General features: G+C 46.4%; 11 protein-coding genes. 3 read left to right on the top strand and 8 right to left on the bottom strand.

Annotated features, from left to right (window positions below; translation table 11 throughout):
• Positions 1-19: 19 nt before the first annotated feature.
• Positions 20-298 carry an accessory factor UbiK family protein gene (locus Q4519_RS15210; RefSeq protein WP_232803696.1) on the top strand — a complete coding sequence of 93 codons (279 nt, stop codon included), beginning with the start codon at positions 20-22 and terminating at the stop codon, positions 296-298.
• A gap of 225 nt (positions 299-523) precedes the next feature.
• Here Q4519_RS15210 and Q4519_RS15205 read toward each other — a convergent pair whose 3' ends face one another.
• The 3 genes from Q4519_RS15205 to Q4519_RS15195 form a co-directional block, all read right to left on the bottom strand.
• On the bottom strand, positions 524-2,596 hold the full coding sequence (locus Q4519_RS15205) for a bifunctional 2',3'-cyclic-nucleotide 2'-phosphodiesterase/3'-nucleotidase (RefSeq protein ID WP_303513662.1): 2,073 nt from the start codon (positions 2,594-2,596) through the stop codon (positions 524-526).
• Between the two features lie 273 nt (positions 2,597-2,869).
• Complete coding sequence (locus Q4519_RS15200) at positions 2,870-3,388, bottom strand: methylated-DNA--[protein]-cysteine S-methyltransferase (protein WP_303513659.1); 519 nt, start codon at positions 3,386-3,388, stop codon at positions 2,870-2,872.
• A 1-nt stretch (position 3,389) separates the two neighbouring features.
• Positions 3,390-4,034 (bottom strand): hypothetical protein, encoded by a 645-nt coding sequence (locus Q4519_RS15195; protein ID WP_303513656.1) that lies wholly within the window; start codon positions 4,032-4,034, stop codon positions 3,390-3,392.
• Positions 4,035-4,322: 288 nt separating this feature from the next.
• Between Q4519_RS15195 and Q4519_RS15190 the strand changes: the two genes are divergently transcribed.
• Complete coding sequence (locus Q4519_RS15190; RefSeq protein ID WP_303513654.1) at positions 4,323-6,290, top strand: alkaline phosphatase D family protein; 1,968 nt, start codon at positions 4,323-4,325, stop codon at positions 6,288-6,290.
• Between the two features lie 5 nt (positions 6,291-6,295).
• On the opposite strand, the gene Q4519_RS15185 is transcribed toward Q4519_RS15190, so the two are convergent.
• From Q4519_RS15185 to soxR, 4 genes are all read right to left on the bottom strand, one after another.
• The gene (locus Q4519_RS15185) at positions 6,296-6,685 is read right to left on the bottom strand and encodes an MmcQ/YjbR family DNA-binding protein (RefSeq protein WP_303513652.1); all 390 of its coding nucleotides are present in this window, start codon (positions 6,683-6,685) and stop codon (positions 6,296-6,298) included.
• 56 nt (positions 6,686-6,741) lie between these two features.
• The gene (locus Q4519_RS15180) at positions 6,742-7,530 is read right to left on the bottom strand and encodes an ABC transporter permease (RefSeq protein WP_303513651.1); all 789 of its coding nucleotides are present in this window, start codon (positions 7,528-7,530) and stop codon (positions 6,742-6,744) included.
• A gap of 147 nt (positions 7,531-7,677) precedes the next feature.
• Positions 7,678-11,445, bottom strand: a complete 3,768-nt coding sequence (locus tag Q4519_RS15175) for a metallophosphoesterase (RefSeq protein ID WP_303513649.1) — start codon at positions 11,443-11,445, stop codon at positions 7,678-7,680.
• Positions 11,446-11,622: 177 nt separating this feature from the next.
• A complete protein-coding gene (gene soxR, locus Q4519_RS15170; RefSeq protein ID WP_303513646.1) occupies positions 11,623-12,069 on the bottom strand; it encodes a redox-sensitive transcriptional activator SoxR in 447 nt (148 codons plus the stop codon).
• Between the two features lie 77 nt (positions 12,070-12,146).
• Between soxR and Q4519_RS15165 the strand changes: the two genes are divergently transcribed.
• Positions 12,147-12,947 carry an SDR family oxidoreductase gene (locus tag Q4519_RS15165; protein ID WP_303513645.1) on the top strand — a complete coding sequence of 267 codons (801 nt, stop codon included), beginning with the start codon at positions 12,147-12,149 and terminating at the stop codon, positions 12,945-12,947.
• A 79-nt stretch (positions 12,948-13,026) separates the two neighbouring features.
• Here Q4519_RS15165 and Q4519_RS15160 read toward each other — a convergent pair whose 3' ends face one another.
• Entirely contained in the window at positions 13,027-14,328 is a 1,302-nt protein-coding gene (locus Q4519_RS15160; protein WP_303513643.1) for a protein kinase, read from the bottom strand.
• Between the last annotated feature and the right edge of the window lie 220 nt (positions 14,329-14,548).

The following is a 14,548-nucleotide window of genomic DNA, read 5'->3' as shown; positions in this document are numbered from 1 at the left end:
CAGAATTTAAGGAGTTAATATGATCAACCCAAAGAAATTAGAAGAAATTGCCAAGCAAGTGTCCGAAGCTTTGCCACCCGGTGTAAAAACCATAGGTGAAGAAGTTGAGCGCAAAGTGAAGCAGGTATTGCAGTCACAACTCAACAAACTTGATCTGGTTAATCGTGAAGAATTTGAAGTGCAAACCCAGGTATTGCTGCGCACTCGTGAAAAGTTAATGGACATGGAGCAAAAACTGGCTGCACTTGAAGCAAAATTAGCTGACTCAAGTGATACACAGTTAAGCGAAAAGGAATAGTAATTCGCACGCTGCAATAAGCAGAAAGTATATTTTTCACCGAACCAACGTTGTCAATGTGTCGCGATACGCTTTGCGCTTTCATCTCTGAAGACAAAATTTTGCGGTGAAAACATACTGTTGGTGCGAATGAGAGACAGCAACAAAAAGGATGCTTTTCAGCATCCTTTTTTTCATCCTGGAACTACGGCCTAAGCCATTACTTTGCTCAGAAATGATTTACCACTAAGGGTTGGCAGATAGATCTATCTGATAAACCGCAAAGCCTAGCGCATCAGTGTATGCTAGTTTTGTCATATTACGGCGGGCATATTGAGCAATAAAGGCATCTGCCTTCGCTGAATTTTGCGTCTCAAAGCGGATGTCTAGCGCAACCGTTGCAGGGATACTTTTAAAGTCCCAGTTATAGTCGGCCGATGGATTCACTTGTGAGTTAAAACGGTTAGTAGCAGCCTCATAACCCGATTCAGCCTTAATATAGCTAGCCAGCGCTTCGCGATTGGTGTCAGGAAGCTCCAGTGCAACATAGTCGCTACCTGTCCCCGCAAATTTGCCACCAAAAGCACGGTAGTTATTTGAAGCAACAATAAACGTCATGTTGCTTAGCTCTTCACCTGAGAAAACTTGGCCATTGTCGTCGGTGTATTTCAAATCAACAATACGCTCGGCCCCAGCATTGATAACCTTACAATCGCGGTCGAACTTACTCGGTTGAGTAACATCAATCAGGTAAGTCACGCCATCAATAACGTCGAAGTTATAAGTTGGGTGGCCTTGCCAATTAATCAGGTACTGTGGCGTCGTAACATCCGGCTTGATCTGGTTAAATTGGTTGGCACTGCATTCCAGCCAGTCTTTAAGCTCCTTACCTGACACTTTTAACGCCACCATAGTGTTAGGGTAAAGATATAAATCTGCTGCATTTTTATAGGTAAGCTCGCCTGCATCCACTTGTACGTATTGGTCCGCATCGCTTTCGGTACTGTGGCGACCACCGGCTTTAAAAGGAGCGGATGCTGACAATACAGGCAGGCCTTTGAGGTCATCAGTCAAACTTGCTTTAACATGATCAATTTGTGCATCTGACACGATCTGCACTGTAGGATCATCTTGTACCAAGGTAAGAAAGCTATACATATTTTCAGACGCAACCCCAATAGGTTGGTCGACAAATGAGAGCGTCGCTAAATGTTCGTTTTCAACCGCATCTTGAATATCTTTGTCGGCGTCAACCATTGGTGTTTTATTAGCGCCATCATAAATAGGCTTCACACTTGATTGGCCGTTGGCGACTTGCCAAGTGTCATTTTTCCATTCAAGGGTTAGGTCTACCATGCCAAGGTTATCGCCCCAGCGACCCGGCATGACGGCAGGGATGCCATTAATCAGCCCTTTTTCAACATCTACTTCGGCGACATCGGCGTAATTTTCATGAGGGAATACAGAGTGACTATGGCCAAACATAATCGCATTAATGCCATCGACTCGAGTGAGCGCGTAAGTGGCATTTTCTGCCATCATATTACCCGGATTTTCACTAGAACCAATGCCAGAGTGGGGAATAGCAATAATAATATCGGCACCTTTTTGCTTCATTTCAGGTACAAATTTTTTGGCTGAGGCAACAATATCTCTGGCTTCAACTTTGCCCGTTAGGTTTTGTTTGTCCCATTGCATTATTTGCGGTGGGACAAAACCGATATAGCCAATTTTTAGATCATGCTTATTGCCTTTATTGTCTATTACCGGGGTGGTTTTGATTAAGTAGGGGGTAAATAAGTTCTCACCTTTTTTAATGCCGTTCCAGCAGGTTTCTTCGGCACAATAAACATTGGCATTAATGTAAGGGAAATCAGCGCCAGCTATAGCGGTGTGTAAGAAATCTAAACCATAGTTAAATTCATGGTTACCTATGTTGGCAACATCGTAATCGAGCAGATTCATTGCTTTAAAGGCAGGATGGACATCCCCTTCATTTAAGCCAATTTTTGCCACGTAGTCGCCCATCGGGCTACCTTGTAGCAAGTCACCATTATCAACCAGCACCGAGTTAGTTGCTTCCGCGCGGGCTTGTTTAATCAGGCTTGCGGTACGCGCCAGACCGATTTTGGGGTCAGTGGCGCCAGCGTAGTAATTGAAATCCATAATGTTGGTATGAAGATCAGTGGTTTCAAGCACTCTTAGCGCCACTGTTACATGCGGTTGTGCGGTTTTTTCGTCTGTCTTAGAGTCAGAGCCACAGGCCGTAAGGGCTAAGCTCGGTATAAGACACATAAACAAGTGTTTACTCGTCATCATAGTGATCGTTGCTCATTGTTAAAAAAGGAATACCGACAAGAACTTAACTGAAATAGTTAGATTCATAGGAAATGTAACTTAATACATTGCCTAGACTAGATTTGGAGGATGACAGCAAGGTGACGAATTATTATTTTTTGGTGACACTAAATGTCTTTTTGTTCAGTAGGTTATAGCTATTTGTATAGATGTGACATGTGATCGCCATGCTTTCAGCCACCTAGGTTTTGCGTACCTAAGTGGCGTGTAACATGGTTTGTTAAGTTGTACTCATTATAAAAATAGATTTTGCTCTAATTCTAACAAACGTTTTTTCAAGGGCAGGCCGCCGCCGTAGCCAACTAATTCACCATTGCGGCCAATAATGCGATGGCAAGGAATAATGATCGCTAAGGCGTTAGCACCATTGGCTGTGCCTACGGCCCTGACCGCGCCTTCATTATTAATCGCTTGTGCTAAGTCTAAATAGCTGGCGGTTTCACCGTACTTAACTTGAGTGAGAGCTTGCCAAACCGCTTGCTGAAACTCAGTGCCGACCAGTAATAAAGGCAAATCAAACTCACTGCGTTGACCGAGGAAGTATTCTTCTAATTGCACTATGGTTGCTTCAATAAGTGGATTACTCTGCTCAATAAATTCAGCCTTTAACTGCTTTTTCAGTCGATTGTCGACCGTTGTACGCATTTTACGGTAGCGAAAATCACATAAACACAGCTGGTTTTGATAGGTGCCGATGACAAACTCGGCGTAGGGATGCTTGAAATAGGTAACTGAAATTGTATTTTTCATCATGTTAAAATTGTGCCTTCCAGATTGGAACCGCTAAGAACTCACCCAAGCGTTGCGCTGATTCATCGACATCTTGGCCCTTGCCGTGATCCATTATATTGACGCGCTCACCGTCTTTTAATACCAGATTCATTTCATAGCTCATGTAGTTGCTGGAGCTACCATTGCTTGAGCTGGAACGAATATGCTCTGCAATTAGTTGTATGGCGTGAATGTCTTTAAGATAGCCTTGCTGACTGCGATTGTCATTGCCAAAGTCATCGAATACTTTTCCCCTAAAATAGATACCCTTGGCCTTATCGAGGGTGAATTTTTTGCCTTTGTGCAGAACAAAAAATCCCACACCGCCAAACATACCGCCCCATACCAACATAAAAAAGCCGAGAAATAACTCGCCACTGATAAAGAAATAGGGGCTACCAATCAGCAATGCCACAAATCCCGGAATAGCAAAAACTAAGGCAAACAACAAAGCGCCAATGGTTTTGGTTATCACTATTTGTTGGTTAGTTTGAATCAGTTTTTGCGCCTTAAAATTAGTGCCGCCGGGGTTGGCTGGCTCCCAACTGATCTTGGCAGCCAGTGGATCGTCAGTGTCTTTTAATTTCACCTCAACGCGATTAAGGTGAATATGCTGTATTTGCCCCATATGTAAACATCCCTTTGTAGTGGCGCCAATTGACAAATGATTGATATTAACAGTTGTTAGCATGCATACCCAAACAACTTCAAGATACAGGATTCAGAGCTACCCATTGCGTTCAGTTTGAGGCTACCTACAAATAGTGAGCATAATGAACGATTCCCAAAGGGGCGCTATTCCTGCGGTAGCTGGAACAAGGATAACTGCTGCGTTGTAAACAAATGCAAATTATTTGGGCAAAATGCGGCGGTCTGCGTACTATAAGACCATTACCTAGGTTGAAATAAGGGTGTTATGTCTGACGTTGTTTTACCGCTAGTACTTGCTGGTCCGATTCTTAGGCGCATCACCGCGCAACGATTAACCTTATGGTTAGCCACCAGTGCCGACGTGGCCATTGAGCTGACGTTATCACCAGCGCAGCAACCTGAGCAGGCAATTAGTCAAGCGCAGTTACAAAGTGCTACGCAAACATTGGTGGCCGGTAAGCACTTGGTCTTTCACTTGATTGACTTACCCCTTGAAACCGCACTGCCTGAGCAAGAGTGGATTGGTTATCAGCTTGATTTAATCCCGCAACAAGGCGCACAAGCGGGTCAGCGGTTAGGGTGGCAAACATGGGCGCCGCAGCTTTGTTATCCGCAGCAATCGAGTCCGGGCTTTATTATTAAGCCCCAAGTTGAGCATCTACTTCATGGCTCATGTCGCAAGCCTCATCACCCCAGTGATGATGGTTTAGTAGTGGTTGATCAGCAACTTAGTAAGTCGATGCAAGCCTGGTCGCAGGATGACATGACGGTGCCTGAACAGTGGCCATCATTATTAATAATGAGCGGTGACCAAATTTATGCTGACGATGTGGCAACGCCGATGTTGCTTGCTTGTCATCAGTTGATTAAGTGTCTTGAGCTTTTTAACGAACCTTTTTCCGCTGCCACTATTGATGATTCGACGCAATTACACAGCTCTCAAGCACACTATTTAAAGCGTGAGCAGTTACTACCCGATTGTCATGATGAGCAAGCCGAAGGTGCGGTCAAGGCTTTGTTTAAAGGGGTTAAGAAACCCATATTTACCTCCGACACCGCCCAAAACCATCTTATTTCGTTGGCTGAAGTGCTGGCGATGTATTTGCTGGTATGGTCGCCAGTGCCATGGCAGCTGATCAGCGTTACTCAGCCTGAAGGTTTAACGCCAGAGCAGCAAGGTGTTTTCACTGAAGAAGCAGAGACGATTGCACGCTTTAGTGCAGGTTTAAGCCAAGTGCAACGGGCGATGGCGCATTTGCCTTGTGCCATGATTTTTGATGATCACGATGTCACTGATGATTGGAATCTTTCGGCCGCTTGGGAACTGTCCGCCTATGGTCACCCGTTTTCAAAGCGTATTTTGGGTAATGCTTTAGTGGGGTACTTGTTGTGCCAAGGGTGGGGTAATGCTCCAGAGCATTTTTCAACGGCATTAATGGGTCAACTTGCACTGGGATTACAGCAACCCGGCACTCAACCTCATAACGAATTGATTCAACAACTTATCGACTTTGATCATTGGCATTACCAATGGCCGACCACGCCCGCTTTGGTGGTGTTAGACACGCGCACTCATCGCTGGCGTTCAGAGCGTAATTTAAATGCGCCATCGGGGCTTATGGATTGGGAAGCATTAACCGACTTACAACAAACGCTACTGGGTAAAGAAGCGGTGATTTTAGTGTCGCCTGCGCCGATGTTTGGTGTGAAATTAATTGAAGTGATTCAACAGCTATTTACTTGGGCTGGGCATCCCTTAATGGTGGACGCCGAAAACTGGATGGCGCATCCGGGCGCGGCGAATGTGCTGCTTAATTTATTTCGTCACTCTAAAACCCCGCAACACTTCATCATTTTATCTGGCGATGTGCATTATTCTTTTGCTTATCAAGTGCAACTGCGCGGTCGCCAAGGTGGCCCAAACATTTGGCAAATTACCAGTAGTGGGATAAAAAATGAATTTCCGGCACGTCTACTTGATGTATTAGACCGACTTAACCGCTGGCTTTATGCGCCTTACTCGCCTCTTAACTGGTTTACTAGACGACGCAGAATGAAAGTGATCCCCCATCGACCTGTTCAGGGGGGCAAGGGCGAGCGGTTAATTAACGCTTCAGGTATTGGCTATTTATCACTACAACCTGATGGCTCACCCGCCGAGGTTAAACAGCTGTGCAGCAGTGGCGAGCAAATTGGCTTTGAGTTAGATGAACATCAAGCCCGTTGGGAGTGATATTTTCACGGTGTGGGTGGTTGATTTAAGCCTAGCTCACGCTGTTTTTTCTTAGTTAGGCCTAATGACACCAAGCGATAAGACTCTTTCAGATAATAAGTTAAGGCTTCATCTTTTTCTGCTGAGTTATCAACTTGCTGGATCCACTTCATGCCGCGCGACGCCATATAAGGCGCAGGTCTAAAGCCCTCTTGGTGACTTAAAAAATCAAAGTTGAGATCAGAGGTTTTAAACACAAAAGCCGGCAGCACAGTACCATCGCTTTGCTTGGGTCCCCAGCCGCCAATGGCAAACACTTTGCCGCCTACTTTCCACACATCTGCACCGCCCCATTGCACCACATGAGTGGTAACGGGCAGTGCGGCGCAAAATTGGTTGAATTCGTCGTTGGTCATTACTCACTCTCCATTATTTATCTGGCTGCAATCGGCTCAATCATGACTTGGGTTAGTTAAGTTAATGTTACTTTCAATCGCCCCTCTGGGCTGATCTTTTGCCTAACAACCAAAAACAAACATAAGGTAATCGACACACTCATCATCACCCAAATCGCTATCATAATCAGCAATTGATATTTAATGGCCACCATTGGACTGGCACCGCCTAATATTTGCCCCGTCATCATGCCGGGTAAAGACACTATGCCTGTGGTAGCCATAGTCGCCAAAATGGGAGCGAGGGCTTTTTGCAGTGAGCTTTGTACAAACACATGACAAGCCTGCACTGAGGTTGCACCCAAAGCGATCGCACCTTCATATTCGTCCCAGCGATCTTTAAAAGCGGAAAAAAAGTGCTGCAAGCAAACAATGTTACTCGTGAGGCTGTTACCGAGCAACATGCCTGCTAGTGGGATCAGATACTGGGCATGGTAATAAGGTTGCGGCTGAATAATGACCAGTGACAGTAAGGCTAGCAATGGTAGTAGTCCAACGAGTAAGCCTAATAGCACCGGGGCAAGCATCGGTCGCACTGGTAACTTAGCTTTTTTAATAATGGCTGAGCTGCCCACCAATAGCATTATCAGTAGCCACAGCAAATTGACCCATAAGTTGTTTAAGGTAAACAGATACTGTAAATAGAGGCCGATGAGAAATAACTGCACCGTCATGCGCAGTAAACCGACCATGGCATCTTTGCCAATCTCTAACTGATAGCGAAAGTTTATCGCAAAGGGAATGATCAGCGTTAAGCTAAACAGGGCTAACTGCCACCATGCAATGTCGATGGAACCTTGGGTCATTGATTGGGTCTACTTGTGGTTTGATTGTGCAAGCATGCTGGGTCTTATACTAGACCGCACAAAGAATAGACTCAAGTGGGTTACCGTTGCGCGAACAACAAGTTTGTGCAGACAAAAAAGCGCCCCACTAAGGCGGGGCGCTGTATTTTATAGCATGCGTTTAAGCGCTAGCTGGTCGAAATAGATATCGTTGTCGTTACCGGCATTGCCTTGCCCGCCAACCACAATAATAACCTCTACTGCATCATTTGGCAGTTGCAGCACTTGCTGACGGTAGTCCCAGACCCGCGCATAGCGCGTGGTTAAACGAGCTAGTTCCGTCAGCTTGCCATCACCTGTGCGAACCAGTGCTTTAACCGCAGGTTTATCGCGATTCTCCCACGTGGTCATTGCGACTGACAGCAGCAGTTTTTCACCGCCGGTCACCGCAATGGACTGTTGCATCCAGTCTTGGTTGCCGTTGGCCGTTGCACCGCCGTGACCTTTACCCGCCCAAACTTTGCTGTTAGAGGCTGGGGCAAATTGCGAAGATGTTGGCACATTAATGCGCTGCATGACCCCTTGCGTAACTTGCCACTGATTGTCGTCGAGTAGGTTGTCGGAAATGCTACCTGTCACGGCGACAGGGGCGGTGTCAGACCAATCACTCCAAACCATGTTGCTGGAACGACTACGCGCACGCCAGTACAGCGTCTCTCCTGGCTCAACACTTAGGCTAGGGCGGTATTGGTTGTCATATTCATTCAATTTACTGCTATGCGTGGCTTGGCCGGGATAGAGCTTGCGCCAGTAAAACTGATCGTCACCGCCTATTGCTCTGCCACGTTGCGCAAGTAATTGCGCCAGCGGTAGCTTAGATATATCGGCCCCTTTTTGTAGGTTTTCAGGTTGATGGCCGATAGGTCGTGAGCCTGCAATTTTCTTCACATCACGCTGATATTGCCAGTTTTCTACGCGAGTATCATTACCCCACAAATCAAACACTAGGCCACTAAAATCAGCTTGTTTGCTGACTTGCCAGTGCAATTCATACGCGTTATCAACGCCGGTGACCGCCAGCGCTAAATCACTTAGTGTTTGTACCGATGGCGCGGCTGGTATGGGGGCTGCCACTACGCCCTCTGGTGCAAATTGAGCTTGGTCGGTTTGTGGAAAGGTTTGCGCGGTGCGGTCGAAGTCACGGCGCTTGGTCACCATGGTATTCGCGTTAAAATCAAACTCTAAGGTACTGTAGCCGTAGTGGTTGTTTGATACCGCAATGGTGTCATAGTCAAACACTTCACGCTCAATATAGGACTGGTCATTGAGTGGCTCTAGCGTGCCAGAGACACTTGCGGCATTGAGCCAGAGATGAGGTACATCGCGTGATTGACCGCGAGAATAACTGTGGGTATGACCATAGACATGACCAGAGGTAATGCCTGTTTCAGCACTAAAGTCTTCTAGCATACGCACGGCTTCACACATGCCAATTGATTCGCCTTTTAACCACATTTCCGATAAACACGGGTGGTGAAAAGCCGCCATTACAAATGACTTGTCATTCGACTGCGCCAGAGTATCGGTTAGCCAATTACGTTGCGTTTCTAGAGTATTACGATTAAAACGACCATTTATCCCCGAAACTGGGTAGCTATCTAGCCCGATGATGCGAAGGCCTAAATAATCTAGGGTGTACCAATGCTCTGGGTACTCACTACTGCCATTTTGAGGCGGCGCAAAATAGCTACGATAATTGGTCAGCTCAGCATCAGAGTGATAGTCGTGATTACCTGTTACGGGGATCATTGGCACATACGGCGCTATTGCTTTCATGCGCGCCATCAGGTCCTTACGCCAATTACTGCGATCGCCCCCAGTTTCGGTAATATCGCCCGCCATAATGATACCGGCCAAGGTTTGTGAACACTTCGCTACTTGGCCATCACATTCGTGTTTGATAATGCCATTCACAATCTCAGCCAGTACGTTTTCATTGCCCCTTTGTACGTCGGAGATAGCGATGAATTTAGCTTGCGCTTGTTGTGCACTAGAGGCTGGATAAGTGCGGAATTGATAGATCTCAGATGCTTGCTTACCCACCATCACACGATATTGATAGGTAGTATTGGGCGCTAAGTTAGTCAGTGTGGCTTCTTGCACCAACGCCATCGGGTCTTCTTTGGAAACGCTGGCGGCTACCTGTAGTGCCTGTTCGCCCTGTTGCCAGTATTCAACAACACCGCCTTTAGCCTGCATTTCGAACATGACCGTCATACGGTCGGGTCCGGGCGCTTGCAAATAAGGCGCTGAGATGAAATTTAACTCACAGGTTGCGTTTTTATCTAACCCTAAGTAATCCGAATAACACGCCATTGGCGCGGGCTCGCTAATCAGCTTATCGGCACTAATGCTATAGCGCACGATGGTTTGGTCGGTGAGAATGATATCGGCGTAATCATAACCGTGGTTGAGTACCGCTGAAATGTTGTTCGCGTACTTGCCAAGGCCGGGCCAAGTGCTGTCATTGATGGCTTTTGGATAACCTGAATCGACCGACTTAGTGGTTAAATTCATTCTGAGGTAGCTGCCATCATCTAAGAATAAAAATGCCCGTTGATCGTTCCATTTCAGTGCGCCTACTATGGTTCTGTCTGCGGCGATGCCCTGCCATACTTCATCCCGATCAACCGGGAAGCCTGGTAATACATTACCTGTAGCGGGGTCAACTTCAACATATTGGCCATCATTCAAGAACCAAGCATTACTCGCGTTGTTTAAGGCAAATGCCGCGGTGAGTTTCGCTGCCTGCTCTGCCGCGCGAGGGTCCTGCCATTCGTTGTAGCCAGTGTTGCCTGCAGCCGTGATCCAACCCGTTGCATCTACCCCAGCGCGAATTTCGAGGGGGTTATTATAGGGCGCATCAATTAAACTTGCGGGTAGGTGTTTCGGGTAGCCAGCGACCACACGATCGGCGGCTAAGTCATAGCGAGCGACGCGATTATCCGTTAAAAATACATCGGCGAAATCAGGCAATACGGTTGAAATACCAATAATCTCAGTGCCGTAGTTTTCTAGTCCCGACCAGTGACCCGCCACGGCTTTAGGGTACCCGTTATCGACCTTACCACTGCTGAGGGTGATACGATCATAGCTGCCGTCATTATAAAAAGCGTAAATACGGTCGCTATTACGCCAACGCATGACGCCGACGACGCCCGTTTGCATGCCTTCAAAGCGCTCAGACATCGGTATTGGATAGCCAGGTAAAATGGCTTGCTCGGCAATTGAATACTCTAAGTAAAGATCATTACTTAAGAACACCCCGAGGGTGTTGGCATCAAGGTTAAATGCGCCCGACAGCTGGTCAATATACTGGCCTAGACCTTGGTAAGCTGATTCGGATAGCGCTTGTTTATTAATGGATACTTCGCTGAACTGATAGTCAACGGTTAGTAAGGTATTGTTATCTCGCCAAATATAATGCTTGCCATCTCGTGCTACCGCCATCATAGGGTAGGCTTTAGGCGGCACTTTAGGCTGACAACTTGCTGCTTGCCAAAACCAGCCCTCGCGGGGCGTTTCCCACTTTCCGGGGGCATTCTTAGCCTGCCAGCATTGGCCTAGGTAAAAATAAATTTGGTCTGTCTGTGGCTTGGTTTGGCCTAGATCAAATTCAGGGTGAATGCTGGTGTTAATAAACGCTTTCGGCAATCCCTGTTTATTTAATAAATCCCATGCCTTAGGCCAAAATTCACCGACGCCGGGCTGGTATGATGCTAGGTTACACCAACCGTCGCTCGGCCAAGGTTTACACTGATAGGTATCGCCATTGTAAGTGACCTTGTCACCCGCTTGATAATGCTGTTGAGCGCTGCTCGCGCTGGCCCAACCGGCCCCCGTAATAAGTGCCATGCTAAGTATTATAGTTTTCATTCCACCTCCTAAATTGGTCTATGCCAGTTAAGCAGGCGGGTATGAAAGTTAGATTTCACCTAAGTGTCGTTTTAGATAAAGAAATATGACAAACAAGGTGTTATCGATGGTATTACATCTGGTTCTATTCGCTTTTTATGGTGTAAAAAATTGTCTGCGGCGGTTTAATGAATTGCTCTACTTAGCGTCTTCCAAGAGTATTGCGCCTGTGCCTATTGCTGATAATTCATCATTGTTGTTGTAAAGGGGGCAGGCTTTCATTGATAAACAGCCGCAGCCTATGCAACCTGTTAGCTGCTCTCTTAAATTTTCCAAATACCGAATACGGGAGGTTAGGCTTGCTCGCCATTGGCTTGCCAATTGCTGCCAATCCTTATCATTGGGAGTGCGGTTATTGGGCAGAGTAGCAAAAGCTAGCTTAATTTCTTGTAAGCTGATGCCCATTTTTTGCGCTGCTTTGATCACGGAGACTCGTCTTAGCACCTCTTTGTGATAGCGACGTTGATTGCCTTGATTTCGGCTGCTCTGAATGAGTCCCTTTGCCTCATAAAAATGTAAAGCGGAGCTATTTACGCCACAGCGCTTAGCGACTTGGCCAATTGTCAGTATTGCTTCTTGGGTCAATGCTTGCTGCCCTGAATATTTATCCGTCTTTGAATTATATAAAAATAATCCTTTATCTCAAGTTAAGTTGAGGTTTTATGCTGAACTTTGGTGTTACCAAATCGGAGCAGTTTTTTGCTGTTTATCTAAGGAGTGTTGAAGTGATGTTCACAGGCAAAAAAATAGTTATTACAGGAGCTAGTCCAGATTTAGGTCAAGCATTGGCAATTTTATTTGCTCAGTTAGGTGCTGAGCTGTTTTTATCGGCGCGCACACTGCCTAAAGCCGAAACGACGGCTGCCTTAGTGCGAGAAGTTGCACCGCAAGCGAAGGTGTCTTGTTTTCAAGTTGATGTGACGCAGCAAAGTGAGATTAAACAGTTTGCCCAAGATGTTGCTGCGCAGGCAGGAAAGGTCGATATTTTGATTAATAATGCCTCTTCATGGTTAACGGGTAATATTATTGAAGCCAGCGATGCTGACATTGCCGCCAGCCTGAATTCGACCGCCTTAGGAAGTGTATTGGTGACCAAGCATTTCTTGCCATTACTTGAACGCTCTACTTGCCCTGATATCGTATTTATCAATAGCACAGCCAGTTTACCTAACGATACTCACGGCACTTGTAATGAAGCCTTTAGTGCGGCCAAAGCGGGACAATCTACCTTTGCGGATAGATTACGACATCGACTTAAAGGCAGTGGAATTCGTATTTTGGTGATTTATCCTGCTGATTTTGATAGTCCATCGCCACTTGTAAAAGAAGAGTGGGATGAGTGTAGAGGCGCTAATCATTTAGGCAACATGACGGCTCGAAATGTATTTAATAGCCTGAAGTTTGCCCTATCACAAGATAGGATTTGTTCAGTTGATAGCATCGTGCTCAGTAACAATAAATGATGCTCAGTCCGCGTACCTAAAGCAACATGCTCTGCTTTGACTGCTACAAGAATTGGTAGCAGTCATATTTGGAGGGGGCTTACCTGTATTGATGTAATTGCGTCAATATTGCCGCAAAACTCGGCCTTTGTGCCATATTCTCATTCATACACGCCTTAGCTACTTCACTTAAGTTAGCTTTAAGCTCAGGCTGACCAGTGGTCACTTGGCCTAGTAAATCATCCAACAAGCAACCAAAGGCTCGCACTTCAATGGCTTGCATTGCCTGTTGCTGCGCAGTGGTGAGTTTGTTTAAGTTAGTCGCTGCGCCAAAGTCGCCAAACAAAATATCGCTGTGCAGATTCATTAAAATATTGTGGGCGTAAATGTCGCCGTGGCTGACCCCTTGCTGATGCATATGCGCTAAGGTGTCGGCCATTTGTTGGGCAATGCTTAAAATCTGCTTGGGGCTAAATTGTGTTCCTTCCACAAAAGTGTCGCGGGTGCAGCTTTGCAAGGAAGGGGGTAAGCCAAGGTTGGTAAACTGTGGCGGGATCAGCTCCATCACCAGAGCGAGTTGATCGGCTTGATCAACTTGGCCTAGCACTTTTATCAGATTGGGATGTTCGCCAGTGGTTAGGCAGCAATTAAGCTCATCACTGGGATAGCCGTCACTGGTAATGCCGCCTTTGAACACTTTTACCGCTACTTCATTTATCTGCTCGCCCTGCGTGAGTTGAGCGCGATAGATAATTCCTGATGCCCCTTGCCCTAACACTTCGGCTAATTGGTATTGGCTCGGGTCGAGGGTTAACACAGTGCTATTTTCACTGTGTTCAACATGGCTAAATTCATTACCCGAAAACGCCAGCCATGCCAGTTTTGGCAAGTTTAACAACCAATCGGGCACTGTGCTTAAGCGGTTTGCAGATAAGCGCACTAACTCTAGATTGCGACAATCTTCCATCGACTCAGGCAGGCTGGTGAGTTGATTACCGGCAAGGGCTAATTTTTGTAGCCGATGTAACTCGCCCATGCGTGCGGGCAGCTGCTCAATTTGATTGTCGGTTAAAATCAACCAGCGCGTTTGCAATGGTAAAGATGCGGAAGATACTTGTTTGATTTGATTAGACTTAAAGCCAATCATTTCCAGTTGTGGGCATTGCCCTAACGACTCAGGTAAATGCTCGAAACGGTTGTTAGAGGCAAAGATGATTTTCAATTGGTGCAATTGATGCAAATCGTCAGGCAGCTCAGACAGTTGATTGTTAGAGATATCGAGAATTTCTAAACTGTCGGCTAAGGTAAAAATTTCACGCGGGAACTCGGTTAAGTCCTCGGCTAATTGCAGACGCTTGCAGCCCGCTAATTGACCTGATTTAAGTTGAGCTAAGGTGTGCACTGGCGCTTCTCCCGAGTAAAAAAAGCGCCATGATAGCCCAGTTTTGGGTGAAACTGAAAACAGCATCTCTGGCAGAGGCGCAGGCTGGGGTCTGGGGCGTATCCAGAGAAAGGCACCCAGACTAAGCGCGGTTAAGGCTCAAGTGCGTATTAACATGAAGTCGATCGGTTAATAACATCGATGCCGATCACTTGTACTCTTCTTTGTAGAACCTTTTTTA

The organism is Motilimonas sp. 1_MG-2023 (genome assembly GCF_030547455.1).
In the GTDB taxonomy this organism is placed as follows: Bacteria; Pseudomonadota; Gammaproteobacteria; order Enterobacterales; family CBDFNC01; genus Motilimonas.
This window is presented reverse-complemented; position numbering and strand designations above follow the sequence as displayed.

Coding starts and splice junctions, on each gene's coding strand:
- Q4519_RS15210 (WP_232803696.1), top strand. CDS start 20: ATGATCAACCCAAAGAAATTAGAAGAAATTGCCAAGCAAGTGTCCGAA.
- Q4519_RS15205 (WP_303513662.1), bottom strand. CDS start 2,596: ATGATGACGAGTAAACACTTGTTTATGTGTCTTATACCGAGCTTAGCC.
- Q4519_RS15200 (WP_303513659.1), bottom strand. CDS start 3,388: ATGATGAAAAATACAATTTCAGTTACCTATTTCAAGCATCCCTACGCC.
- Q4519_RS15195 (WP_303513656.1), bottom strand. CDS start 4,034: ATGGGGCAAATACAGCATATTCACCTTAATCGCGTTGAGGTGAAATTA.
- Q4519_RS15190 (WP_303513654.1), top strand. CDS start 4,323: ATGTCTGACGTTGTTTTACCGCTAGTACTTGCTGGTCCGATTCTTAGG.
- Q4519_RS15185 (WP_303513652.1), bottom strand. CDS start 6,685: ATGACCAACGACGAATTCAACCAATTTTGCGCCGCACTGCCCGTTACC.
- Q4519_RS15180 (WP_303513651.1), bottom strand. CDS start 7,530: ATGACCCAAGGTTCCATCGACATTGCATGGTGGCAGTTAGCCCTGTTT.
- Q4519_RS15175 (WP_303513649.1), bottom strand. CDS start 11,445: ATGAAAACTATAATACTTAGCATGGCACTTATTACGGGGGCCGGTTGG.
- Q4519_RS15165 (WP_303513645.1), top strand. CDS start 12,147: ATGCTGAACTTTGGTGTTACCAAATCGGAGCAGTTTTTTGCTGTTTAT.